The sequence below is a fragment of the Stenotrophomonas sp. STEN033 genome (assembly GCF_056856655.1).
Genome location: NZ_JBXFWM010000022.1, coordinates 1 through 24493, shown reverse-complemented (window position 1 = coordinate 24493; position 24493 = coordinate 1). Strand labels below are relative to the sequence as shown.

At 61.7% G+C, this 24493-nt stretch carries 26 protein-coding genes; 12 read left to right on the top strand and 14 right to left on the bottom strand.

The window, feature by feature from the left end:
• Window positions 1-126 precede the first annotated feature (126 nt).
• Window positions 127-1311 (top strand): formate-dependent phosphoribosylglycinamide formyltransferase, encoded by a 1185-nt coding sequence (gene purT / locus AC1VXC_RS09755; RefSeq protein ID WP_313172989.1) that lies wholly within the window; start codon window positions 127-129, stop codon window positions 1309-1311.
• A 345-nt stretch (window positions 1312-1656) separates the two neighbouring features.
• Here the strand turns inward: purT and AC1VXC_RS09750 are convergent, their stop codons facing one another.
• From AC1VXC_RS09750 to AC1VXC_RS09740, 3 genes are all read right to left on the bottom strand, one after another.
• Window positions 1657-2829, bottom strand: coding sequence for an endonuclease/exonuclease/phosphatase family protein (locus AC1VXC_RS09750; RefSeq protein WP_481527051.1), 1173 nt, complete (start codon window positions 2827-2829; stop codon window positions 1657-1659).
• 132 nt (window positions 2830-2961) lie between these two features.
• Window positions 2962-3348 (bottom strand): hypothetical protein, encoded by a 387-nt coding sequence (locus AC1VXC_RS09745; RefSeq protein WP_481539196.1) that lies wholly within the window; start codon window positions 3346-3348, stop codon window positions 2962-2964.
• 120 nt (window positions 3349-3468) lie between these two features.
• Window positions 3469-4230: an arginyltransferase gene (locus tag AC1VXC_RS09740; protein WP_481539195.1), complete on the bottom strand. Its 762-nt coding sequence runs from the start codon at window positions 4228-4230 to the stop codon at window positions 3469-3471.
• A gap of 150 nt (window positions 4231-4380) precedes the next feature.
• Here AC1VXC_RS09740 and AC1VXC_RS09735 point away from each other — a divergent pair, with 150 nt between their 5' ends.
• The gene (locus AC1VXC_RS09735; RefSeq protein ID WP_482995039.1) at window positions 4381-4965 is read left to right on the top strand and encodes an EF-hand domain-containing protein; all 585 of its coding nucleotides are present in this window, start codon (window positions 4381-4383) and stop codon (window positions 4963-4965) included.
• Window positions 4966-5029: 64 nt separating this feature from the next.
• Here AC1VXC_RS09735 and AC1VXC_RS09730 read toward each other — a convergent pair whose 3' ends face one another.
• From AC1VXC_RS09730 to AC1VXC_RS09715, 4 genes are all read right to left on the bottom strand, one after another.
• Window positions 5030-6244: an RNA polymerase sigma factor gene (locus AC1VXC_RS09730; RefSeq protein ID WP_481539193.1), complete on the bottom strand. Its 1215-nt coding sequence runs from the start codon at window positions 6242-6244 to the stop codon at window positions 5030-5032.
• Window positions 6245-6305: 61 nt separating this feature from the next.
• Window positions 6306-6857, bottom strand: a complete 552-nt coding sequence (locus AC1VXC_RS09725) for a pathogenicity-like protein (protein WP_481539192.1) — start codon at window positions 6855-6857, stop codon at window positions 6306-6308.
• Window positions 6858-6860: 3 nt separating this feature from the next.
• Window positions 6861-7757 (bottom strand): acyl-CoA thioesterase II, encoded by an 897-nt coding sequence (gene tesB / locus AC1VXC_RS09720; protein ID WP_282271430.1) that lies wholly within the window; start codon window positions 7755-7757, stop codon window positions 6861-6863.
• A 438-nt stretch (window positions 7758-8195) separates the two neighbouring features.
• A complete protein-coding gene (locus AC1VXC_RS09715) occupies window positions 8196-8978 on the bottom strand; it encodes an enoyl-CoA hydratase/isomerase family protein (RefSeq protein WP_313172996.1) in 783 nt (260 codons plus the stop codon).
• Between the two features lie 36 nt (window positions 8979-9014).
• Here AC1VXC_RS09715 and AC1VXC_RS09710 point away from each other — a divergent pair, with 36 nt between their 5' ends.
• A complete protein-coding gene (locus AC1VXC_RS09710) occupies window positions 9015-9458 on the top strand; it encodes a copper chaperone PCu(A)C (RefSeq protein WP_481539191.1) in 444 nt (147 codons plus the stop codon).
• Here the strand turns inward: AC1VXC_RS09710 and AC1VXC_RS09705 are convergent, their stop codons facing one another.
• Window positions 9459-10322, bottom strand: coding sequence for a cupin domain-containing protein (locus tag AC1VXC_RS09705; RefSeq protein ID WP_481539190.1), 864 nt, complete (start codon window positions 10320-10322; stop codon window positions 9459-9461).
• Between the two features lie 116 nt (window positions 10323-10438).
• Between AC1VXC_RS09705 and AC1VXC_RS09700 the strand changes: the two genes are divergently transcribed.
• Window positions 10439-10972 (top strand): carboxymuconolactone decarboxylase family protein, encoded by a 534-nt coding sequence (locus AC1VXC_RS09700; RefSeq protein ID WP_312917459.1) that lies wholly within the window; start codon window positions 10439-10441, stop codon window positions 10970-10972.
• Window positions 10973-11157: 185 nt separating this feature from the next.
• Here the strand turns inward: AC1VXC_RS09700 and AC1VXC_RS09695 are convergent, their stop codons facing one another.
• Window positions 11158-11565: an acyl-CoA thioesterase gene (locus AC1VXC_RS09695; RefSeq protein WP_296248213.1), complete on the bottom strand. Its 408-nt coding sequence runs from the start codon at window positions 11563-11565 to the stop codon at window positions 11158-11160.
• Entirely contained in the window at window positions 11562-14525 is a 2964-nt protein-coding gene (gene uvrA, locus AC1VXC_RS09690; RefSeq protein WP_481539189.1) for an excinuclease ABC subunit UvrA, read from the bottom strand. The genes AC1VXC_RS09695 and uvrA overlap by 4 nt, the downstream gene beginning before the upstream one ends.
• Window positions 14526-14821: 296 nt before the next feature.
• Between uvrA and rplU the strand changes: the two genes are divergently transcribed.
• From rplU to AC1VXC_RS09655, 7 genes are all read left to right on the top strand, one after another.
• Window positions 14822-15130 (top strand): 50S ribosomal protein L21, encoded by a 309-nt coding sequence (rplU, locus tag AC1VXC_RS09685; protein WP_282269142.1) that lies wholly within the window; start codon window positions 14822-14824, stop codon window positions 15128-15130.
• Between the two features lie 19 nt (window positions 15131-15149).
• Window positions 15150-15410, top strand: a complete 261-nt coding sequence (rpmA, locus tag AC1VXC_RS09680; RefSeq protein ID WP_293715524.1) for a 50S ribosomal protein L27 — start codon at window positions 15150-15152, stop codon at window positions 15408-15410.
• Window positions 15411-15596: 186 nt separating this feature from the next.
• On the top strand, window positions 15597-16655 hold the full coding sequence (gene obgE / locus AC1VXC_RS09675) for a GTPase ObgE (RefSeq protein ID WP_313169172.1): 1059 nt from the start codon (window positions 15597-15599) through the stop codon (window positions 16653-16655).
• 237 nt (window positions 16656-16892) lie between these two features.
• Window positions 16893-18092, top strand: coding sequence for a tyrosine-type recombinase/integrase (locus tag AC1VXC_RS09670; RefSeq protein WP_006473279.1), 1200 nt, complete (start codon window positions 16893-16895; stop codon window positions 18090-18092).
• Window positions 18093-18231: 139 nt separating this feature from the next.
• The gene (locus AC1VXC_RS09665) at window positions 18232-18597 is read left to right on the top strand and encodes a type II toxin-antitoxin system RelE/ParE family toxin (protein ID WP_006473280.1); all 366 of its coding nucleotides are present in this window, start codon (window positions 18232-18234) and stop codon (window positions 18595-18597) included.
• Window positions 18594-18914 (top strand): helix-turn-helix domain-containing protein, encoded by a 321-nt coding sequence (locus tag AC1VXC_RS09660; RefSeq protein ID WP_006473281.1) that lies wholly within the window; start codon window positions 18594-18596, stop codon window positions 18912-18914. Before AC1VXC_RS09665 ends, AC1VXC_RS09660 begins: the two co-directional genes overlap by 4 nt.
• A gap of 5 nt (window positions 18915-18919) precedes the next feature.
• The gene (locus AC1VXC_RS09655) at window positions 18920-19093 is read left to right on the top strand and encodes a hypothetical protein (RefSeq protein ID WP_006473282.1); all 174 of its coding nucleotides are present in this window, start codon (window positions 18920-18922) and stop codon (window positions 19091-19093) included.
• Between the two features lie 299 nt (window positions 19094-19392).
• On the opposite strand, the gene AC1VXC_RS09650 is transcribed toward AC1VXC_RS09655, so the two are convergent.
• On the bottom strand, window positions 19393-20088 hold the full coding sequence (locus tag AC1VXC_RS09650) for a helix-turn-helix domain-containing protein (protein ID WP_012076332.1): 696 nt from the start codon (window positions 20086-20088) through the stop codon (window positions 19393-19395).
• 483 nt (window positions 20089-20571) lie between these two features.
• Between AC1VXC_RS09650 and radC the strand changes: the two genes are divergently transcribed.
• On the top strand, window positions 20572-21081 hold the full coding sequence (radC, locus tag AC1VXC_RS09645; RefSeq protein WP_006473290.1) for a RadC family protein: 510 nt from the start codon (window positions 20572-20574) through the stop codon (window positions 21079-21081).
• On the opposite strand, the gene AC1VXC_RS09640 is transcribed toward radC, so the two are convergent.
• From AC1VXC_RS09640 to AC1VXC_RS09630, 3 genes are all read right to left on the bottom strand, one after another.
• Window positions 21024-22706, bottom strand: coding sequence for a hypothetical protein (locus tag AC1VXC_RS09640; protein WP_240112395.1), 1683 nt, complete (start codon window positions 22704-22706; stop codon window positions 21024-21026). The two genes, radC and AC1VXC_RS09640, sit on opposite strands and share 58 nt — an antisense overlap.
• Window positions 22672-23802, bottom strand: a complete 1131-nt coding sequence (locus tag AC1VXC_RS09635) for a nucleoid-associated protein (protein WP_006473292.1) — start codon at window positions 23800-23802, stop codon at window positions 22672-22674. Before AC1VXC_RS09635 ends, AC1VXC_RS09640 begins: the two co-directional genes overlap by 35 nt.
• 432 nt (window positions 23803-24234) lie before the next feature.
• A partial coding sequence (locus AC1VXC_RS09630; protein ID WP_482995038.1) for a hypothetical protein occupies window positions 24235-24493 on the bottom strand: 259 nt, incomplete at its 5' end.

Here is a 24493-nt window from a genome sequence, read left to right as displayed (position 1 = left end):
GCGATCGCCACGGTCTTTCCGCGCTTTCCCCCGGGTGCGCTGGCGCTTACCCGGGCTACGATGTCCCCTCGCTGGGCGGCGTTGCCTAGAATAGGCACCCTCTTTAGCGTCTCCCGGACCTGTCTGATGATCACCCTCGGTACCCCGCTGTCCCCCTCTGCCACCCGCGTGCTGCTGCTTGGTTCGGGCGAACTGGGCAAGGAGGTTGCGATTGAGCTGCAGCGCTTCGGGGTGGAAGTGATTGCTGCCGATCGTTATGCCAATGCCCCGGCCATGCAGGTGGCGCACCGCAGCCACGTGTTGGACATGCTCGACCCGGCCGCGCTGAAGGCGCTGATCGCGCAGGAGCAACCGCATCTGGTGGTGCCGGAGATCGAGGCCATCCACACCGAAACCCTGGTGCAGCTGGAAGCCGAGCAGGGCCTGCGGGTGATCCCAACCGCGCGCGCGGCGCGCCTGACCATGGACCGCGAAGGCATTCGTCGCCTGGCCGCCGAGACCCTGGGGCTGCCGACCTCGCCGTATCGCTTTGTCGATACCGAAGCCGAATACCACGAAGCCGTCGCCGCCATCGGCCTGCCCTGCGTGGTCAAGCCGGTGATGTCGTCCTCCGGCAAGGGCCAGAGCACGCTGCGCAGCGACGCCGACATCGGCCCGGCCTGGGAGTACGCACAGACCGGCGGCCGCGCTGGTGCTGGCCGTTGCATCGTCGAAGGCTTCATCGATTTTGATTACGAGATCACCCTGTTGACCGTGCGCCATGCCGGTGGCACCGCGTTCTGCGACCCGGTCGGCCACCTGCAGAAGGACGGTGACTACCGTGAAAGCTGGCAGCCGCAGGTGATGTCGGCCAAGGCGCTGGAAGGCGCGCAGCAGATTGCCCGCGCCATCACCGATGACCTCGGCGGCTGGGGACTGTTCGGTGTGGAGTTGTTCGTGAAGGGCGACGCGGTGTGGTTCAGCGAAGTTTCGCCGCGTCCGCATGACACCGGCCTGGTCACCCTGGTATCGCAGGAGCTGAGCGAGTTCGCCCTGCACGCACGCGCCATCCTTGGCCTGCCGATCCCGAACATTCGCCACAACGGCGCTTCGGCATCGTGTGCGATGCTGGCGCAGGGCCATGGCGTGCCGTTCTTCAGCAACGTCGCTGAAGCATTGATCCATCCGGACTCGGCGCTGCGCCTGTTCGGCAAGCCGATGGTGCAGGGCCAGCGTCGCGTTGGCGTGACCCTGGCACGTGCCGCCGATGTGGAGCAGGCGCGTGCGATTGCACGCGATGCGGCAGCGGCAATCGGGATTGAGTTGCGCTGAGCGCTCAGCCCCCTCCCTTTACCGAAGGCAAGGGGAGGGTTGGGGAGGGGTAAAGCTTTGCTGCCCTGATGCAGCTCCCGCACCAGCCGTCGCCCGCGCGCTTGTGGGAGCGGCGTAAGCCGCGAAGCTGGCAATGCTGCAGCAGCGGGATGCATCGTCATCTGTTGATGTACGCGCTTCGTGGCTTACGCCGCTCCTACAATGGCAGGCGAGCATCATCAGTCGCGAAGCTGACATTGCTGAGTGTCATGGTCCTTGCGATCTGGTGGTGCAGCTGCTTCGCGGCTTACGCCGCTCCCACAAAAACCAGAAGCCAAAAAAAACGCCGGCCAAGCCGGCGTTTTTTTACTTCACATCCACCCAGACAAGGTGGTGATCGCTGCCATCGGCGATCTTCGCCTCCGGGCTGTCATTGGCGGGCCAGAACACGCCGCTGCCGATATAGCTCAGGCCGGTGGAAGGCAACACGTAGTCCAGGCGCATCGTGCCCGAGCGCGGGCCGAAATCGCCGGTTGCATGTTGCGGCGCGCCGCGGCGGACGATGCCTTTCTCTGCGTAGGCCAGGCTGGTCTGTTCGGCGCCGACGCTGGTCGGGGTCGGGTAGCGCAACACGCGCGGGTGCTCGAGCAATTCGAGGATGGCGTCGTGACGGCCATCACCGTCGGCCGGATCGTTGTTCAGATCGCCGACGATGACGAAGCGCGCGTCGGCGGCCAAGCCACCACAGCTGCCCTTGTCATCGCACAGCCACGGCTTGTCGCCGCCATCGAGGTATTCCTTCCACAGCCGCAGTTCGTCGTGGTTGCGGGCGGCGTTGCGCTTCTCCTTGCCATCAAACACCGGCGGGGTGGGGTGGGAAGCCAATACGTGGATGGTGCCCAGCGGGGTGCTCACCGGCACATCCCAGTGCGATTTGGAGGACAGTCGCAGCTGTGACCACACCGCATCCGGCCAGAACGACTTGCCGGTGCTGGGGTCGGTCGGGCGCAATGCGCCGGGCATCGTGCTCCACTTCAGCAGCTGGAAGCTACGTACCGCCGCCTCATCGATCGGATACCTGGACAACACCAGCATGCCGTACTGGCCGGGGTGCAGGCCGTAGCCCCAGGCGTCGTTGCCGCGTTCGCGGCCCTTGCCGCCGACGCTGCCGTTGTTGTCCAGGTCCAGGCCGCTGGGTACGCCGGTATTGACCGGGGCCAGGTAACGATACGGGTACTTCAGGGCTGCGCCGCCGCCCGCCTGGGCGACTTCGAGATAGCGTTGCTGGAACAGGTCGGCGGCGCGGTGCGCGTCGTCGAAATCGAATTCGTTGAGCAGGACCAGATCCGGCCGCGTCTGCTGCAGCACGGCAGCAATCTTGCGCGCGTGCGCACTGTCGCCCTGCAGTTCACGGATCAGGCCGCCTTCTTCATCGGAATACAGCGAGGTGTTGTAGGTCGCCAGCCGCAACTGGGCGGGCGCGCCGGTGTCGGCGCTACCGCTGGGTGAGGTGGAACAGGCTGCCAACAGCAGGGTCATCGGGGCGAGTAGGGTTGAGATGCGCATCTGCCGATTTTCTCACGTCGCCATGACGATAGGGCGAAATGACGGCATCGCAAAAACGCGAACGCCCCGCAAGCGGGGCGTCCACGGACAGTGCGGCAACGTTGCTTAGAACGTGCAGCCCATCGCGCCGAAGCTGGTCTTGGCCTGTTCCAGCGCGGTCTTGCACTGGTTGGCCAGCTCGGTCTTGTCGGTCACGCCAGCCCAGGCGCTACGCGACTGCTCGATGCCCTGCTTCATCATGTCGCGCTGGGCTTCGGGAACCTTGTCGCTGATGCATGCGTAGACCTTTTCCAGGTACTGGTCGCATTCCGGAACGCCGGTGCCGGCCTTGACGGTGTCGGTGGATGGTGCCGGGGTGACTACGGCCGCCGGTGCTGCCGGAGCGGCCGCCGGGGTGGCTGCCGGTGCGTCGGTGGCCGGGGTTTCGGCCTTCTTGCAGCCGGCGAGGGCCAGGGTGCCAATGGCAGCCAGAATCAGTAGTTGGGTCTTCACGCATTACTCCTGTTGAATGGATACTTCCTTGCGCCATCACGGTGCGCGATGACATTCCTATTCTGCATAAATCCCGGTTAAATATGTATCAAGGCCGCTTGAAATTGAGCTGCGTCTCAATCAGGGCAGGGTACTGCCAGGGTCCTGTTCGCCCTGCACCCAACGCTTGCCGTCGAAATACTCCAGCGGATGGAAGCGGCGCTTGTAGTCCATCTTGCGGTGGCCGTCGATCCAATAGCCCAGGTACAAATGCGGCAAGCCGTTGCGCTGCGCCCAGGCGATCTGCTGGAGGATGCCGAAGGTGCCGAGGCTGCGTTTTTCCTGCTCGGGGTCAAAGAATGTATAGACCGCCGACAAACCCAGGTCGGTGACGTCGGTGACCGCGACGGCCAGCAGTTGCCCGCGCTTGCCGGCCACGCCCGGGGTGCGGATCTCCATGAAACGGCCATGTGACCAGCTGCCGATCAGGAACTGGTCGAACTCATGCGGGCCGTGTTCGTCCATGCCGCCCTTGGCATGGCGATGGGTCAGGTAGCGTTGATAGAGCGCGAACTGCTCGTCCGTCCGTTCGGCCGGCAGGATCCGGCACTGCAGGTCGGCGTTATGTGCCAGGCAGCGGCGCTGGCTGCGATCCGGGTTGAAACGGTCGACCGGAATGCGCACCGGTACGCAGGCACGACAGCTTTCGCAGTGGGGCCGGTAGACCAGATCGCCGGAGCGGCGGAAACCCCAGGTCAATGCCATCGGGTAGAGCGCGCCCAGGCGCTCGTCCTGCGGATCCAGCACAAGATCGCGGGCCTGCCGTTCCGGCCAGTAGCCACAGGGGTGCTCGCCGGTCTGGAACAGGCGCAGTTCGTCGTTGTTTTCACCGTGGGCTGCCATGTGCACAGCATAGCCGTGGCGCGTCGCAAAACCTGCGCCTGTCTGCGCGATGAATATCGCCGGCCCGCCGGTCAACCGCTGCGGTGGCCCGCGCGTTGACCGTAGCGAGGACGCAATGCCGCGTCCGCTGTCTCACCACGGAGTCACACCATGACCAAGACCCACCGCAAACCCTTCCTCCTGCTGGCGATGCTGCTGGCCACCTCGGCAACCGGCTTGGTGTTCGCGGCTGCGCCGACCGGCCCAAACCCGGCGCCACCGCGTCTGGATACCAACAATGATGGCGTGGTCGATCGTCAGGAAGCGGCGGCGCGTCCGCATCTGGCGCAGCGTTTCGACGAGCTGGACAAGAACAAGGATGGCAAGCTGTCGCGCGAGGAAATGGCGCAGATGCGCCATGACGGCCGTCACGGCGGTGATCGCCATGGCGGCCATCGCGGCCACCGCGATGGCGGCTTCATGCGTGGCATGGATACCGATAACGATGGCCGCATCAGCGCTGCCGAGTACCAGGCCAACTTCACCCGTCTGGACGTCAACAAGGACGGCTATATCGACCAGGCCGATCGCCAGGCCCGTGCCGAACAGCGCCGTGCCGAGTGGTTTGCCAAGGCCGATACCAACAAGGATGGCAAGTTGAGCCCGGCCGAACTGGAGGCCGCGCGCAAGGACGGCCACCGCGAGCACCGTGGCCCGCGCGGCCCGATGCCGCCGCAGGCTCCCGCTGCGAAGTAAGTGCTACAAAGGCGCCGATCGACAACACACCCGCTGGCAGCAGCGGGTGTGTTTTTTCGTTTGCTCAAGTGCGCAACAGGGAGAAAGCCACTGCGGCAACGACCAGCAACGAGGAACTGATGACCGCGCCACGCCCGAACAGGCTGCGATACACCCAACTGGGACCGGCGCGGCCATGCTGCGCTGCGTCGCGTGCCAGCATCAAGGCCATGGTGCGGGGCAGGGTGACCAGGTACTGGTAGTTCAGCGCAATCATGCCAACTGCCAGCAGGAGCAGCCCGGCAGTGGTGCCCAGCCGAAGCACGATGCCACTCAGCGCGCTGATGCAGAACAACAGAGCAGTGAGGGTATGCAGGCGCATGAAGCGCAGTACCTGGCTACGTTCTGTTTGGGTATGTGCGAAATGCAGCAGATAGAGGCTGGAGAAGAGCGCAGCCAAGGTGCCGAACACCATGGCACCCAGCACTACCCACATGTCGAAGGGATTGGGGAATACGGTGTTCAGGGTTGCGCCCAGCCCTCCCGCCGCGGCACCGCCGAATACGGTATTGGTGCCCAGTCCGCCAAGGCCGACTTTGCCGGCGCTACTGCCTGCCACGCCAAGCGAAGTTGAGAGAATGACCGCACTGGCGGTGCCCGGTGCGGCCAGCATCAAGGTGGAACTGACCAATGCCGCGAATGCGGTACCTGGCGCGGTATTGCGGGCAAACTCACCGAAGCGTCTGAGCATTTCCTCGCGCACGCTGGCGCGCGCGCGCGACAGGCGCTTGCGCACAGCTGCGTCGCTCAGGCCCAGCAGCATGGCCACCTGTTGCGAACTCTGCCCTTCGCGGTAGTACAGCAGCAGGGTTTCGCGGCTGTCCTCGGGCAGGGCCGAGATGATTTCCTCGGCGACCAGTTCTTCCTCCACCCGCGCCATCGCGTCGACACCGTTGGGCGAGGGATCGGCGGCCATGCCGATGGCGATTTCCGCAGCCTCGCCGCTGAGCGGACGGTTGCGGTTGGCGCGCAGCCAGTCGCGGGCCAGGTTGCGGGTGATCTGCCGCAGCCAGGGCAGGAAGCTGGAGCTGTTGTTGAGCTGGGTGAGCTGCTGCCAGGCCTTGATGAAGGCTTCCTGGGCGATGTCCTCGCTGGCCTGCACATCGCGGGTGATGGCCAGGGCGATCGCGGTCACCGTGTTCTGGCAGGCCACCACGATGCGCCCATAGGACTGCGTGCAGCCCTGGCGGGCGGCAGGCAGCTCGTTCTGCAGCAGGATTTCCAGCGTTTCGGTGCTCATCGGACAGGCCTTTTCGACGGTACTGCCAAACAGGACGGGCACCGAAGCCCGATGTGACCGATTATTTTTCCGGTGCCGGTGCCGGTGCCGGTGCCGGTGCCGCCGGCGGGGTGTCGGGCTGGGACTGGATGCGTACGCGGAACTCGTCTTCGCTGGCTTGCGGCTGGGCAGGCCGTGCCTGTGCCGGGTTGGCGGCCGGCGTCGTGGCTGCCGGTGCCGGTGCCGTGCGATGGCGCATCATGATCACCAATGCCACGCCGGCAATCACCACCAGCAGCGCGATGCGGATGCGCCAGGCCCAGTTGCGGCCAGTGCCGGCCTCGGCCGGGGGCTCGCGGAAGGCGTACTCTGCGGTGGGATGGTCGCGGCGGGTGGTGTCGAGCAGGCGCTTGTCACGCAGGATCTCGCGCGCACGTGGCTGGTCATTGGCATGCACCACCCAGACCGAAGGCAGGTTCTCGTTGTTGACCTTGTCGGTATAGCTGAACTGGCCGCGGCGCTTGCTGTGGTACGAGCGGCCGTTGGTGACGCGCACCTCGATGCCGGCATCACGCAGGATCTCTGCCACGCCTTCGGCATTTTCGACGCGCTGGCTGCTGAAAATCTTGCGCATGGTTCAGCCCTTGCTCGCTTCGTTGTCGTCGGGGGTCACGCGGATCAGGCCTTCCTGCGCGGTGCTGGCGACCAGCACGCCATCGCGGGTATAGAACTGGCCACGCGCCAGGCCGCGCGAATCCTGCGCACTGGGGCTGTCCAGCGAGTACAGCAGCCAGTCGTCGGCGCGGAACGGGCGGTGGAACCAGATCGCATGGTCGAGCGAGGCCATCTGCACATGCGGCTGGTAGTAGCTGATGCCGTGCGGGAAGGTGGCCGTGCCGAGCAGATGGAAGTCGGAGGCATAGGCCAGCAACGCCTGGTGCAGCTCCGGTGCATCGCCGATCTTCTCGTTCAAGCGCAGCCACACCTGGTGATAGGGCGGGCGCTTGGGCGGGTTCAGTTCGTCGCGCGGATAGACGTGGCGGAATTCGAACGGACCGCCGCGCGAAAGCCAGCGCTGCACCTTCACCGGCAAGCGCTCCAGCACATCGGCCGGCAGTGGACGGCTCGGCTCGATGTCCTCGGGCTGCGGCACATCCGGCATCTTGTGCTGGTGTTCGGCGCCACGCTCGGCCTGCTGGAACGAGGCCGCGCAGAAGAAAATCACTTTGCCGTGCTGGATGGCGGTGACCCGGCGCACCGAGAAGCTGCCGCCATCACGGGTGCGGTCCACGTCATAGACGATGGGGTGGTCGATGTTGCCGGCGCGCAGGAAATAGGCATGCAGCGAATGCACGTGACGGCCGTTCTCGACCGTGGCCTGGGCGGCGGCCAGCGCCTGCCCCAGCACCTGCCCGCCGAACACGTATTTGGTGCCGATATCGCGGCTCTGGCCACGGAACAGGTTGTCCTCCAGCCGCTCCAACGACAGCAGGTCAATCAGTTCGGAGACCACGGGTTCAGGCGTGTTGGACAAGGCGGCGGCCTTCTTTTCGACAGGCCGCGATTATATAAGGCGAGGAGTGAGTTAAGAGGAGTAAGGAGTAAGAAGGGCCAGAAGTGAGTCAAGAGGAGTGAGGAGTAAGAAGGGCGAGAAGTGAGTCAAGAGGAGTAAGGAGTAAGTAAGGGCGAGAAGTGAGTCAAGAGGAGTAAGGAGTAAGTAAGGGCAACAGCCGCAGCCACAGCCACTCCACGGCCACTGCAGGCTCCAGGTTCTTGCTCTTGCCCCTGCTTTTACTCTCTGCTCACTCCTATTCACTCGTTTCTAGCTCTTGCCCCTGCTTTTACTCTCTGCCCACTCCTATTCACTCGTTTCTAGCTCTTGCCCCTGCTTTTACTCGTTGCTCACTCCTATTCACTCGTTTATAGCTCCTGCCCCTGCTTTTACTCGTTGCTCACTCCTCTCCCCTCGTTCCTAGCTCTTGCCCAGGCGAGCCGCCAGGGCCTGCAAGGCGCCCTGCGCATCCGGCGAGAACCAGGCTTCGACAAAGCGCTCCAGCTGGATGTGCTCGGCCTGCATGGCCTCGTGCAGGTCGGCGCGGGCGATGGCGCGGGTCTGCAGCATCGGCTGCGGCGGCAGCTTGAGTTGGGCCTGCAGCCAGCCGATGGCGCGTTCGACCACCTGCGCTGCGCCGTCGGCCAGTTCATCGACCAGGCCGATCTCCAGGGCGCGCTCGGCGCTGACCAACTGGCCGCCGGTCAGCAAGACGCCGGCACGGTGGTGACCGACCACGCGACGCATCAGGCGCTGGATGCCTTCCGGCGCGACCAGGCCCACCTGTACCTCGTTCAGGCCGATCACATAGGGTTTTGCCGGGTCAGCGCTGCGCGCCATCACCCGGTAATCGCAGCACAGTGCAAGCACGCAGCCGCCGGCCGGCGAGTGACCGGTCAGCGCGGCTACCACCGGGACGCGGCTTTCGGCCAATACACGCGCAGCGCCGAAGAAAGCCTGCCAGCTGTCCATCAGTTTGCGCTTGTCATCGCCATGCGAGAGCAGGTGCGGCACGTCCATGCCGCCGGTGAAGATGCGTTCGCTGCCGGAAAGCACGATGCCGTGCACGTCGTCGGTCATCGCAAGGGTGACGGCGGCAATCAGTGCGCGGCACAGTTCGGTATCCAGCGCGTTGACCGGCGGCCGCGCCAGGCGCAGTTCGCGGATGGGGCCATGGTTGATCACTTCGATGAGCGTGGTCATGCTGCGGTTTCTCGAACGGCAAGGAGTCGTGGCCTGATGATAACCAAACCATTCGTGTGCGTACTGTTGGCCCTGTGTGCGTTCGAGGCCAGCGCCGCTGCACCGGCCTGCGTGAGCCTCGAGCAGGGTTGGGTGCGGTTGACCCCGGGCGCGATGCGGATGGCGGCCGGCTTTGCGCGTATCCGCAACGGCTGTGCCAGCGAGGTGGTGGTGGTGGGCGCGGGCAGCAAGGCCTTTGGCGATGTATCGCTGCATGAAACCACGGTGGTGCAGGGCGTCAGCCGGATGCGCGAGATCGAGCGGTTGCCGATCGCCGCTGGGGCTGTTGCCGAGCTGAAGCCGGGCGGTCTGCACTTGATGCTGATGCAGCCGGAAGTGCCGCTGGCGGAGGGCGCGCAGCTGCCCTTACGGTTGAGCCTGGAAGACGGAACCAAGGTCGACGGAATGCTGCAGGTACGGCGCGACGCGCCTGCGCGTTGATCAGGCCTGGGCCTGCTTCAACCAGTCGCGCGGCGACATTCCGGTTCTGGAGGCGAACACGCGCGAGAGCGCCGAGGCATTGGCATAGCCCAGCTCATCGGCCAGCGTCTTGATCGGTCGGCCTTGCCGCAGCCGGCGCTGGGCCAGTGCGATGCGCCAATCGGTGAGGTAGTCCAGCGGCGTCTGCCCGACGATGTCGCGGAAGCTGTTGGCAAACGCGGTGCGCGACATGCCGGCTTGTTCGGCCAGGCTGGTGAGTGTCCAGCTTTCGCCGGGGCGATCGTGCATTGCCGCCAAGGCACGCGACAAGCGCTGATCCGACAGGCCGGTGATGAAGCCGGCGGGAATCCCTGCTTCCTGCGGATGATCGAGCAGCCAGCGCAGCAGTTGGATGACCACCACTTCGAACAGACGATCGGTGAGCAGGCGTTGGCCGCAGCGGACGTTGTCGGTTTCGTTGAACAGCAGCTCCAGCGTCATCGCCAGGCCGGGGATACGTGCCAGCGGCAGTGCGATCAACGAGGGCAGGCCACGTACCAGCGGATGGGCGATGCCGCCATCGAAGTCCAGGCGTGCACAGGTGAAATCGGCGCCCTCGCGTGGCGGGTTGTGGAAGCGATGGCTGAACGGTCGTGGATAGAACAGCAGGGTCGGCTCCTCGAAGTGCATCGAGGTCGGGATATCGCGGCTGCCGGGATGGCTGACCTCGAGCCGGCCACGCCGCAGCACGTGCAGGTAGGCGTGGCCTTCACCTGCATCGAAGCTGGTCAGTCCGCATAGCGGACCGGAGTGGAACAGCTGCGCCTGGAAGCGGAAATTTTCCAGGACGCCTGCCAGGCGATCCACGGGCGGGAGGCTGCTCATCTGTATCAATTGGTTTGTTTGCTGGACTGATCGTATCAAATCGTTCGGATCAGGGCGGGATACTTCTTTCACGGGCTGATGGCCCGGCAAGCATCCCAACCGATCAGGAGATCGCCATGTCACGCATCAATCTTGAAACCCAGACCGTCCCCGCCGCCAGCCAGCCGCTGCTGGCACAGATCCACCAGGCCTTCGGCGCGACGCCGAACATGTTCAAGGCAGTGTCCAATTCCCCGGCTGCACTGCAGAGCATGTGGGCTGCGTTCGGCGCACTGGGCAAGGGCAGCCTTGGCAGCAAGCTCGGCGAACAGATCGCCGTTGCCATCGCCAACCGCAACCGTTGCGAGTACTGCCTGGCCGCGCACACCGTGTTGGGGCAGAAGGCCGGCGCCAGTGCGGCTGAGATGACGTCGGCACAGTCGGGCCAGTCCGAAGACGCGCGCACTGCGGCGGCATTGCGATTCGCGCTGAAAGTGGTGGAGCAGCGTGCGCAGCTGGATGATGCCGATGTGGCGGCGTTGCGAAGCGCAGGCTTCGGTGACGAGCAGATCGTCGAGATTCTTGCCCATGTGGCGTTGAACCTGTTCACCAACTACATCAACGTGGCGCTGGATGTGCCGGTGGATTTTCCGAAGGTTGCGTTGAAGTAAGGCAGTGAATGCGGGCAGGTTGAGGCCACGCTCGCAACTGCAGATCAAGCCCCTCTCCCTCCGGGAGAGGGGTTGGGGAGAGGGTGCGAGCGAAGCCTGGCATTGCTTGCAACGCCAGCGCTGAACCGACCCTCATCCCGCCCCTTCGGGGCACCTTCTCCCGGAGGGAGAAGGGTCAGGCTAGGTCAGCTCGAAGCACCCCGCACAGCCTCCGGCAAGGGCGCACTCTTGCCGGTCTGCGTATCCATCCAGACCACCACCACATTGCCGTCCGAATACAGCTTGCTGTCGTCGTTCTGGTCAACGATGCGGTGACCAATGGTCACGCTGCTGTTGCCCAGGCGCTCAACAAACAACTCGACCACGATGTCGTTCGGCCACACGATCGGCAGGCGATAGTTGATGTTGGTATTGGCCACCACCGGCGCGATGCGATCCGTCATCGACACGCCTTCCACGCCCAGCATCCAGCGCACGCGCGCTTCTTCCAGGTAGGAGACGTACTTGGCGTTGTTGACGTGGCCCATCGAGTCCATGTCACGCCAGCGCACACTGATGGGTACGCGGGCCAGTTGCTTGTGTTCGTTGCTCATTTTGCAGCCTTCTTCTTGGCGGGGGCGGCAGCCTTCTTGGCTGCTGCTTTCTTGACCGGCTTCTCCTTGCGCGGCGGGCGCGCATCAGGCTTGTTGGCCACTGCCGCCGGTTGCTCCGGGCGCGCGCTGGTCGAGGGCAGCATCTTGGCCAGGAACTGGCCGGTGTAGGAGTCCGGATGTGCGGCCACGTCCTCCGGCGTGCCGGTGACCAGCACCGTGCCGCCGCGATGGCCGCCTTCCGGACCCAGGTCAACGATCCAGTCCGCGGTCTTGATCACGTCCAGGTTGTGCTCGATCACCACCACCGTATTGCCCTCGTCACGCAGCTTGTGCAGCACGCCGAGCAAAGCCTCGATGTCATGGAAATGCAGGCCGGTGGTGGGTTCGTCGAGGATGTACAGCGTGCGGCCGGTATCGCGGCGCGACAGTTCCTTGGACAGCTTCACGCGCTGCGCTTCACCACCGGACAGCGTGGTCGCGCTCTGGCCCAGTTTGATGTAGCTCAGGCCCACGTCCATCAGCGTTTCCAGCTTGCGTGCGATCGACGGCACCGGCTCGAACAGGCGCAGTGCATCTTCGACGGTCATTTCCAGCACGTCGTTGATGTTGAAGCCCTTGTAGAGGATCTCCAGCGTCTCGCGGTTGTAGCGCTTGCCGTGGCAAACGTCGCAAGGCACATACACGTCCGGCAGGAAGTGCATTTCCACCTTGATCAGGCCATCGCCCTGGCAGGCCTCGCAGCGGCCGCCGCGCACGTTGAAGCTGAAACGGCCCGGCGAGTAACCACGCGCACGCGCCTCCGGTACCTGTGCGTACAGCTCGCGCAGCGGCGTGAACAGACCGGTATAGGTTGCCGGGTTGGAGCGCGGGGTGCGGCCGATCGGCGACTGGTCGATGTCGACGACCTTGTCGAACAGATCCAGGCCTTCGACGCTCTTGTACTTGGCGATGGGGTGCGAAGAACCGTTGATCTCGTTGGCCGCCAGCGAGAACAAGGTGTCGTTGATCAGCGTCGACTTGCCCGAGCCGGACACGCCGGTCACGCAGGTCAACAGGCCGGACGGGATATCCAGATCCACGTTCTTCAGGTTGTTGCCGCTGGCGCCACGCAGGCGCAGCGTCATCTTCGGGTTGGGCTTGTGGCGGCGCGCCGGGATCTCGATCTGGCGTTTGCCCGACAGGTATTGGCCGGTCAGCGAACGCGGTGCATCCAGCAGGTCCTGCAGCTGGCCCTGGCCGACGATCTCGCCGCCGTGCACGCCTGCGCCCGGGCCGATGTCGACCACGTAGTCGGCCAGGCGGATCGCGTCTTCGTCATGCTCGACCACGATCACCGTATTGCCCAGGTCGCGCAGTCGGGTGAGGGTGCCGAGCAGGCGTTCGTTGTCGCGTTGGTGCAGGCCGATGGAGGGTTCGTCGAGCACGTACATCACGCCGACCAAGCCGGCGCCGATCTGCGAGGCAAGACGAATGCGCTGCGCTTCACCGCCGGACAAGGTGTCGGCCTTGCGCTCCAGGGTGAGGTAATCCAGGCCGACGTCGACCAGGAAGCCCAGTCGCTCACTGATCTCCTTGACGATCTTGGTGGCGATCTCGCCGCGCCAGCCGGGCAGGCTCAACTCGCCGAAAAAGCGTTTGGCTTCGTCGATCGGCAGCACCGCGATTTCCGGCAGCGGGCGATCAGCGACGAAGACATTGCGTGCCGCCTTGTTCAAGCGCGCGCCCTTGCACTCCGGGCACGGCCGCGAGCTGATGTACTTGGCCAGTTCCTCACGCACCGCCGGCGATTCGGTCTCGCGGTAGCGGCGTTCGAGGTTGGGGATGATGCCTTCGAAGCGGTGCTTGCGCTGGTTGCGGCCACCGGCTTCGGTGAAATAGGTGAAGGTGATCTGCTCTTCGCCGCTGCCGTAGAGCACAGCCTGCTTGACGTTGTCCGGCAGCGACTGCCAGCTGGCGTCCACATCGAACTTGTAGTGCTTGGCCAGCGAGGCGATCAGCTGGAAGTAATAGGCGTTGCGACGGTCCCAGCCGCGCACCGCACCGGCAGCCAGCGACAGTTCCGGATGCACGACCACGCGGTTCGGATCGAAGAACTCGGCCACGCCCAGGCCATCGCAGCCCGGGCAGGCGCCGACCGGCGAATTGAACGAGAACAGGCGCGGTTCCAGCTCCGGCAGTGCGTAGTCGCAGACCGGGCAGCTGTACTTGGAGGAAAACAGCTGCGGCGTGCTGTCGGCGGCATCCAGCGCCATCACCGTGGCCATGCCATCGCCAAGCTTCAGCGCGGTCTCGAAGCTCTCGGCCAGGCGCTGCTTGATGTCTTCGCGCGGGCGGAAACGGTCGATCACCGCTTCGATGGTGTGCTTCTGGCGCAGGGTCAGCGCCGGTACTTCGTCGATCTCGTAGAGCTCGCCATCAACGCGCACGCGCACGAAGCCCTGCGCACGCAGCTGGTCGAAGACCTGCGCGTGTTCGCCCTTGCGCTCGCGGATGACCGGGGCCAGCAGCATGTAGCGCTGTTCCGGATCCAGGGTCAGGACCTGGTCGACCATCTGGCTGACGGTCTGTGCCTCCAGCGGGTAGCCGTGGTCGGGGCAGCGCGGGCTGCCGACGCGGGCGTAGAGCAGGCGCAGGTAGTCGTAGATCTCGGTGATGGTGCCGACGGTCGAGCGCGGGTTGTGCGAGGTCGACTTCTGCTCGATCGAGATCGCCGGCGACAGGCCTTCGATGTGGTCCAGGTCGGGCTTTTCCATCACGCTCAGGAACTGCCGCGCATATGCCGACAGCGACTCGACATAGCGGCGCTGGCCCTCGGCATAGATGGTGTCGAACGCCAGCGAGGACTTGCCCGAACCGGACAGGCCGGTGATCACGATCAGCTTGTCGCGGGGCAGGTCGAGGTCGATGTTCTTGAGGTTGTGCGTCCGCGCACCGCGGATGCGGATGAAATCCATCGCCATGGGAAATCCGGTTTGGACCGCTGCCGGCTGGGCCGGTAGCAGGAGGTGTGGGGGCGTCGCTGACGGCAGTCAATCAGCCTAGCGGCCTTGTCATTTGGGGGCAATTGCCAGTTTTGCCAGTGCTGTTTCCCGCCAGTGGGCCGGTTGTCGGCTGCGGGCCTGAATCGGGGTTCAGGCCCCGCGGGTCAGGGCAGGGGGTGGGTTGACCCGAGCTCGGTCTGCCCGGTAAAATCCCGCTTCTGTCCGCCCTCGACGGCGGGCAAGGCGACCACAATAACTACAGAGGAAGTCTGGTCATGTATGCAGTTCTGGTAACTGGCGGTAAGCAGTACCGCGTCGTTCAGGGTGAAACCCTGCGCGTGGAAAAACTCGAAGTCGAAGCCGGCAACGAGATCAAGTTCGACAACATCCTGATGCTCGGCGATGCCGACGGCATCAAGCTGGGTGATGCGCTGAAGGGCGCTTCGGTGACCGCCAAGGTTGTGGCCCACGGCCGCGCCGACAAGGTCCGGATCATCAAGTTCCGTCGCCGCAAGCACCACATGAAGCGTCAGGGTCACCGTCAGTACTACACCGAAATCGAAATCACCGGCATCGCCGGCTAATTGCTAAGGAGAATCCGTCATGGCACATAAAAAGGGCGTAGGTTCCTCGCGCAACGGTCGCGATTCCAACCCGAAATACCTCGGCGTCAAGATCTTCGGTGGCCAGGCCATCGAAGCTGGCAACATCATCGTGCGTCAGCGCGGCACCCAGTTCCACCCGGGTACCGGCGTCGGCCTGGGCCGTGACCACACGCTGTTCGCGCTGGTCGATGGCAAGGTTGAGTTCACGGTGAAGGGTGCCAACAAGCGCCGCACCGTCAACGTCGTCACGGAAGCTTAATTCCGTACGCGCAAGCCGCCCATACTCCGGTGTGGGCTGCTGACGAGAGCCCCGCTTCGGCGGGGTTTTTCGTTGCTTGAAGAACATTTCGCGGGCATCCTGGCCCGTTTTCCCCGGCAGCGCCGGGGCCGGTAGAATCCAGCGGTCGGGCAGCTTGCCTGCCGCCATCAGTGGGCAACCAGAATCATGAAACTTGTAGACGAAGCGGAGATCCAGGTCATCGCTGGCAACGGCGGCAATGGCTGCATCGGCTTTCGCCGCGAGAAGTTCATTCCGCTCGGTGGCCCGGATGGTGGTGACGGCGGCAATGGCGGCAGCGTCTGGATCCGTGCCGACGAAAACCTGAACACCCTGGTCGACTTCCGCCATGACCGCATTTTCAAGGCGCAGCGCGGCGAGAACGGCATGGGCCGCCAGGCCTATGGCAAGGGTGGCGAAGACCTGATCATCACCGTGCCGGTGGGTACCGTGGTGATGAATGTCGATACCGATGAAGTCATTGGTGACATGACCACGCATGGCGACCGCCTGCTGGTGGCCAAGGGCGGCAAGGGTGGCTTGGGCAACATGCACTTCAAGAGCTCCACCAACCGCGCGCCGCGTCAGGCGCTGCCGGGCGAGGAGGGCGAGGAGCGCCTGCTCAAGCTGGAGCTGAAGCTGCTGGCCGATGTCGGCCTGCTGGGCTTCCCCAATGCTGGCAAGAGCACCCTGATCCGTGCCGTTTCGGCGGCGACGCCGAAGGTGGCCGATTACCCGTTCACCACCTTGTACCCGAACCTGGGTGTGGTGAAGGTTGAGAATTACCGCAGCTTCGTGATCGCCGATATTCCGGGCCTGATCGAGGGTGCGGCCGATGGTGCCGGCCTGGGCGCGCAGTTCCTGCGTCACCTGCAGCGCACCCGTCTGTTGCTGCACCTCGTCGACATTTCGCCGATGGAAGGTGGTGTGGAGGGTATCTCGCCGATCGAGCAGGTGCGTGCGATCGAGCGCGAGCTGGGCAAGCACGACCCGGAGCTGCTGAAGAAGCCGCGCTGGCTGGTGCTGAACAAGGCCGACCTGATGTTCGAGGACGAGGCCAAGGCGGCTGCCGAGCAGGTGGTGGCCGAGCTGGGCTGGGAGCAGCCCTGGTATCTGGTGTCAGCCCTGGGCCGTGAGGGCACCTGGCCGATCATGAAGGACATCATGGCTTTCTTTGACCAGCAGAAGATGCTGGAGGAAGAGGAGCGTCACGCGCAGGGCCTTTGATTCAACAGGCCAGTGCCGGATCAAGAGCGCCGCTTCCCTTAACGGGAAGCGGCGTTTTTTTGTTTCACGATGACTCCAGTACCGCAATTCGCTGGACTACGCCAAGGCTCGATACAGCAGGTTTATCAATCACTTAGGCGAGTTCAACATATGCCGGTGCTTTCCGAAACCTGACCCGGCTTCCCCTCGCGTGGCTCCCATGCGGCTCTTGGAAACCGGGCTTTCCGAGGGGTCATCATGGCGAAGATCAAGCTCACCAAGTCCGCAGTCGATGCGGCACAACCTCAAGACAAGGCCATCGAACTGCGGGATACCGTGGTGCCCGGCTTCCTGTGCAAGATCACCCCGGCGGGCCGCAAGGTGTTCATGCTCCAGTACCGCACGAACGCGGGCGAGCGCCGTAAGCCCGCCCTGGGCCAATACGGGGAATTGACCGTCGATCAGGCACGCACAATGGCGCAGGAGTGGCTGGCCGAGGTGCGCAAAGGTGGCGACCCAAGCGCGGCCAAGAACGCCGCCCGCAAGGCACCGACTATGAAGGAGTTTTGCCACACCTTCATGGAGGACTACTCCAAGCAGCGCAACAAGCCCAGCACGCAGCGCGGCTACCAGGGAGTCATTGACCGTTGCATCATCCCGATCATGGGCCGGATGAAGGTGCAGGACGTAAAGCGCCCGGACGTGGCCACGCTGATGAAGAAGCTGGCCTACAAGCAGGCCGAGGCGAACCGCACCTTCGGCGTGCTGCGCAAGATGTTCAACCTGGCCGAAGTATGGGGGCTGCGCCCTGATGGGACGAACCCATGCCGCCACGTCCCGATGTACCCACCCGGCAAGGAAACCCGGCTCATCGTGGACGATGAACTGGTGCGGATCTTCCGCCAGTTGGAGTCGCTGGAGGCGGAAGGACTGGAGAACTACGTCATCCCGCTGGCGATTCGCCTGCAATTCGAGTTCGCTGCCCGCCGCTCCGAAATCTGCCCGCTGGAGTGGGACTGGATTGATCTGGAAAAGCGCCGCGTCGTCTGGCCCGACAGCAAGACCGGCGGCATTTCCAAGCCCATGAGTGAGGAAGCCTATCGGCTACTGTCCACAGCGCCGCGCCGGGAAGGTTGCCCCTATGTCCTGCCGTCGCCGAATGACCCGACCCGGCACATGACCCACGGCGAACACTATGGCGGCTGGACGCGTGTGCTCAAGGCCGCTGGTGTACCGCACGTCGGCACGCATGGCATCCGCCACCGTGCGACAACCGACATTGCCAATTCGGGCGTGCCGACCAAGGTGGGCATGAAGCTGACGGGCCACAAGACCGTGGCGATGTTCATGCACTACGTCCACACCGAGGACAAGCCGGTGCGTGATGCGGCCGAACTGGTGGCGAATCGGCGGCTGGCGATTACGGGTGCGCGCCGCACGGAGGAAATGGCGATATGAACTGCCTGCGAGCTTTCACGTCTTGCCCCGCTGCGCCGGTGGTGCGGCGGCATCCTGATGCTGATCCTGCCGGCCCAATTGTCGCAACGCTGTCGCGACAATTCAGGCGCTTGCCATCTATACCTGAACGGATATAATCATGATAGAGAAACGCAAGCTCCTGTACTGGGAAGGCTCATCGAAGAAGGACTTCAAGGAGTTTCCCGTCCCCGTGCAGAAGGACATGGGCGTGTCATTGTTCGTCGTCCAGTTGGGCGGCACGCCGGACTCGGCCAAGCCCTGGAAGGGACTCGGTTCTGGGGTGTACGAATTGGTGGAAGACCATCGGGGCGACACCTTCCGTGCGGTTTACACAGTGAAGATCGGGGACGCGGTGCATGTGCTGCATGCGTTCCAGAAGAAGTCCAAGTCCGGCATCGCTACGCCGCAGCCGGATGTGGAGTTGATCGAGAAGCGGTTGAAGGCAGTGCTCGCCCGCTACGCAGCGAACAGGAGAACATTATGAGTCGCAAAGATACCCCTCAAGGCACCGACAACGTGCTGCTGGATCTCGGTTTCGACGATGCGGAAGAATTGTCGGCGAAGGCCGCGCTCGCGCTCAAACTCAACGAACTAATTGACCAGCGCGACCTGAGCCAGACCGAAGCCGCCCACATCACCGGCATGACCCAGCCCAAGGTGTCCCAGGTTCGCCGCTACAAGCTCCAGAACATTTCGCTGGAGCGCTTGATGCAGGCGCTGGTGTCGCTGGATCAGCATGTGGAAATCGTGGTGCAGCCGGCCCGTCACGAGTACGCGCCAGGCATTACGGTCGCGGCCTGACTTCCATGGAAAGCCCGATCATTGAACCCTTGCTGGACGACATGGCTGCGCTGCATGAAGCCAGCGCGATCAGTCAGGAGACGCTGCAGGAGTTCGCCGCACTACTGACGCTATCCGGGCCTGTCGATTCCCGTATCACTGATACGAGAATTTCTGAGCAGCGGGCCTCTCAATCGTAGACATCCCGGGAGGCAGTGGCGGGTTCGCAAGCTGCCCATCTGGATTTCCTAGACAGTGTCTCGGAAATTCACTCGTGCTGGGCTGGCTTGTGGCTGAGCCAATTCGCCAGACAGTGCCTAGCTCACCAAGCCGGATGCAAATCTGTTTCTGGAACTAGGTTTTCCACCTGAGGAAGCCGAGCGGCTGTACCTGGCGTCGGAGAAGCAGATCATTGAAACGGAGCAGATCAAGGAAAGGTTCATTTCCGAGGTCGCCCGGCGTTGACCCTTGATGCCTGTGGCCTTTGTTGGTTGCCCAACTACAGACGGATGCTGGCAGACTTCGGTGTTGCAAACTGTTCGGGTTCTTTGCCGAGTGGGAAGCCAACGATATAAAGCACCGTGGCGAGCATCGGCTTCACATCTGCACCTGTTCCCCACTTCACCTGAATCTTGCGCGTGGCGTAGCGCAGTGAGACGCCGAGCACCTTGAGCGCGTCGATGTGGGATTGCAGCTCATCGTATATCTCGAATTTCTGCGTTTCGTTATAGGCATCGGCACAATCCCGATACTCACGCAGGTAGTCCACCAGCATCGCGAAGGTTTCGTCGGCCTCGCGAGGCAGCTCAAAAGCCGGTTCTGACAAGTCCATTGAGCAAGTTTCTGCCAGCTTGGCCAATTGCTTACCAGTAGTCAGCGGAGTCGCCGTCAAGGTGACGTGCTCCTGGTCGAACTTTTCCTTCGCAGCCTTGGCGTCTTCTTCGGATGGAATGACGAACGGCTTGTTGAGCGCGTCAATGTCCTCAAGCTCGAACGCTCGGGCAAGGGCTCGGCGGGTGTCAAGGCTGGCGACTTGGCCTTGCTCTACACGCTGGATCGTCCGCACGTTGAGGCCGGAAATCGCGGACAACTGTTCCTGTGACCACTGCCGCATCTCGCGGAACAGCTTGATGCAAGCGGCCAGTTCGGTCGGAGTCAGCAGACGGGATTGTTGGGCATGTTCTGTAGCGCTCATGGAAAGGCTCCTTCGTTCTCATTCGATGTGGCGAAGTATGGGGAGCCAGGAACAACGACAACACGACAGCAACCCGACAGTAGGCCGACATTTCAGAACTATAAGGGTCTTATGCGGTTCGCTCCAAAGGATTATTCAAACAGTGAATCAGTGCGTCCCGGCGTACCGCCGTCGGGCTCGCGGGCTGCGCCCTGCGCTTCGTGCCGAATCACAGCCATTCGGCGCTGATCCCTGACGCCTTCGGCCTGGATCGTTGATCCGGGCCTGCGCGTGCTGCGCACTTGCCGGCGGCGGGTGTGTGGCTGAGTGGGGTGTAGGCGGTCTTGCTGTTCCCTTCACCGTATCACGGCGTTCGCAGCGTCAAGGGCTGCGCGTGCTTGCACGCTTGCGCCCTGGCGGTCGGCTACGCCCCCTGACTGCTTTGCGCTGCGCCGTGCTGCCCACGGTTCCGGGCAATTCCGCCCGAGCAACCGGAGCACGATCATGTCGCAACTGTCCTTTTCCTCGTTCGATAACGCTTTGCTGGTGCGTGACGCCCAAGGGCGCTACCTCCCGGCATCGGTGGATCAAATTCTTGAAGCTGCACGCCAGGCCATCGAGCTGAAGATGCAGCGCGGTGCTGAGTTCACTTCCCCGGCGCTGGTCAAAGAATACCTGCACAACAAGCTGGCAGGTTTCGAGCATGAAGTCTTTGCGGTGCTGTTTCTGGATGCACGCCATCGGCTGATCGAGTACCGGGAGATGTTCCACGGCACCATCGACAGTGCATCGGTGTATCCGCGTGAAGTGGTCAAGGAGGCGTTGCGGCTCAATGCTGCGGCGGTCATCCTCTCGCACAACCATCCGAGCGGAAATCCTGAGCCAAGCAATGCCGACCAGGTGCTGACACAGCGACTCAAGGAAGCGCTGGGGCTGGTGGAGGTACGCACGTTGGATCACATGATCGTAGCGGGTGTAGGAACGGTGTCGTTCGCCGAGCGAGGGCTAATATAATTTTCGGGGCTTCGGCCCTTTTCTCCGGCCTCAAATACATCTTGGGAAGAGCTGCTCTGCTTATCATCAAGAATGCTCGTATCTTGTACGGCTTTGTCGTCTTCTGAATTTGACTCTTGCCCTGTAGGGGGAGCTACTTCCAAATTTCTGCCCTCTCTCTGGGTAGGGCTAACTTTTAAAGCCGACTCTTCAATATCAGAATTAAGTAATGATTGCGACTCCCTATTTTTATCATTGGCGCCAACAGGTTCTGCCGAGTAGAAAAAAGGGGTAATAATAAAAAGGGCAATAAAAACAAATGAAGCGGCAATCATTCCATTAATGGTGGACTTCGCTGTTTTCTTATATAGGCGAATGGCATCAAGCACCGGATGTAATGCCAACTCTCGATAGTCCGACCGGGTTAGTGCTATGTGAATGTTTTTATGCCAACGCCTCATGTTGCGCAACTCATTTACCAATGATTTAGAGCTAACATGATGCTGAAGAACAATGCTTGCCCATGTAATCGCTAGTACGACGCAGCAGAAAATTATCCCAGCAACTGCCCAGGTGTTCTTCTGAGAGGTCAGCAATGTAAGGCGGACACCTAGCCCCGTTGCCAGTGCAGCCAGACCAATCACAAAACCTGCAGAAAGTCTATGAATGCGCTCTACGATACGCGAAACATCTTCTCCAACCGCCTTTCTGAGGTCGGCCATAGCTTTTACCGTTTCTGCTGACTTTGATCTCACATAGGCGCGATGATCAAGCCGAGCCCCATCAAGGGCTTCTTGCAGAGATTCAGGCAATACGGTTAGCCACTCCGCGACTCCATTGGAGTCGGAGTCTCTGACAATCGAAGAAAGACGTCGCACAAGAACTTCATGCCGGGCTTCCGTGTCCTGCTTTACAAGTATCCAATCGGCAGCTTGGCATATTTTCGAGTAAGCGTTGCTATCCTGGCATTTTTCTCCGAGTGAGAAAGTGCGCTTTCTCGCGCCATTGATGGATACTTTCGTTGTATCTTCTTTCCAGACATCCGAAACAAGTAGTGTTGCCAGATTTTTAGTTGCCAGAGTCTTCCATATATTCCACGGCTCGCCGCCGCCGTCATGACCTACTAGTATCCAACGATAGGGGTCTGCCGGAACAGTGTTGCCGGTCAAGTCTCGTACTACGCCTTTTCTAGGGTCGATTGCATCTGAATCAGGCTCCAAGCACGGCAAGCCAGGCAAAGGTTCACCATCCCAAGGCAGGACAGAAAATCCTCTGGTTTTGAATCCATTAAAAGAACTTGGCACCAATAGCTCGCTAGCCAATGTCAGCGCCTTGTCTTCCAAGGCTGCCGAGAATCCTGCTAGTGACGCAAAGAAAATCCTGCCTCCTATTGGCTTCTTGATTACAAGGGTGACATCCTCATTCGCAATGGCATCTGTGGAGATCTCGGAAAATTCGCCATCACGGATAGAAATCGACCAAGCCTCAGATTTCTTTTCCGAGAAATCTTTGAAGGCCTGCTTGAAATCGTCCGATTTTTCAGGAGAGACATGCCCGGAAATGTCGATTTGCCCGATGGTTTCTCGGATGTTGGCATGCTCCCCCAAAGAATCAATCAGGGATGCGAGGCATTTTTTCGAGTTCATCGTTACGTTCCAGGCCGGTAGAGCGTATGGTTATTTCAACGCCTCCATTCCCCTCTGTTTTTATCTCTACGTTCTTGTTTTCTTCATGCCCGGCACTAAACAAGAGAGTAATCCCCTCGTTTGTGACTACTCGTCGGTACTCGGCTGGTGGTGGGGTGGCTCCCTCAAACTTGAATGCTTCTGTGCTTATATTCTTGCTGGCGAGTTTGCTCTTGAAGGTTTTGAGGATTGCGGCCTCTGGAGCCACTCCTTGCAATACGGCACCAAGAAATTCCTCTGGTTTTTCAAAGTCAAACCCTTCAAGCCTTGACATGGCTGCTCGTACAAACCGCTTGGGAGCTTTAGCAACTTCTGGGGGGACCTCGCTCTTGTGCGCCTTGATGGACTCGACTGCCGCATCTTCGAGGCGTTTGGTCAGTTCGACAGGTTCAAGGGCTCGGCGTATATCCAGGAAATTTGCAAAGTGTTGAGTGGCATCGCGGTAGCGACCGGACGAATGGTCAATTACAACGATTGATGATTGAACGTCTCCATCCGATTCAGAGCTATTACTTCTTTGGAATCGTATGACTGCAGATTTCTGCATAGCCTTGCGATCCTTCGTAAATGTTTCCACAAGCGTCTGCAAATCAGGAACAGGGTTTCCGTCTGCATCCAATATCGGCTTGCCCTTGTCATCCTTAATGTAGGAGTAAGATACAACTTGCTGGTGCTCATATTTTATGACGGCGACAAGTCGGTTATCACCTTCCGTTTTTAAGGAGAAAAGCATCAATACGCCGGGTGCAAGTCGCTTATCTTGTTTTACTTTCTCTTTGAATCTATCCGCCAGGTCGTGCGAGACTTTAACAAATTCATCTTTCGCGCCCTGACTCGGCAAGGCTCGATAAAGAAGGCCCGGAATTCCTGCGCCCGGGAGAAATTCATACGCGGCTCCACGAAGAGTTTCTTTAACTCGCTCAACGAAAAAATCCACACATTGCGGTGGTTTGACTTCTGCTAAGAAAACGGGGGACTCTGATGCTGGATCGACAACGTGGAAGATCATTCGCTCAATGGTGAGGCTTTCTGCCTCTTTTTCGCTAAGAATGCTCATCAACACCCCGTTTTCATATTGAATTTATTTAAATAATGTGAGAGCTATATTTTTCCTCACATTATTTTGGCGCTGGCAATATTTTCCTTTAAGGCAAGCCAAATAGTTTTTTGGTGCCAACCTGCCCCAAGTATGTAATTTATCAGAAATTCATAACATCTGGAGACATCCTTGCGTCTCCGCTTCGCGAACCGCGCTGCTCCAGGTTCGCTATCCGCTCATCCCTGACGGGACTGGCATTCGCCAGCCTTCCACATCCCTGACGCCTACGGCCCGGCTTCCAGCTTCGGGCCTGCGCGCTTCGCTTGCGTGCGGTTCGGCACACAGGGACGGCCGTTGCCATGTCCAGCCGTCTCCCCTGACTTCATCACCTTGTCCGCGACTGTAGCCCGCTTCCGCGTGCCATCAAGGCGCGCAGGGCCGTGTCCTCGGCTACGCCTGCGGGCCGCACCACCCCCTGCGCTTGTTTCCTTGACGGCCCCCGTCCGCGCGCTCCTGACCGTCGCGGGCGATGAACTCAGGAAAGACGGTGGCAACAGGGCCAACCGGGTTCCTCGTGCCGACCGCACCGAACAGCCACAAAGGCTGGGCTCCGAATCTTGGAATCCGGTGTGCGGTGAACAGCAAACCCTTTTTTTTCTTTGTCAGGAGAAAGACCATGCAACTCGCATCCCGTTTCGCTTCCCGTTCC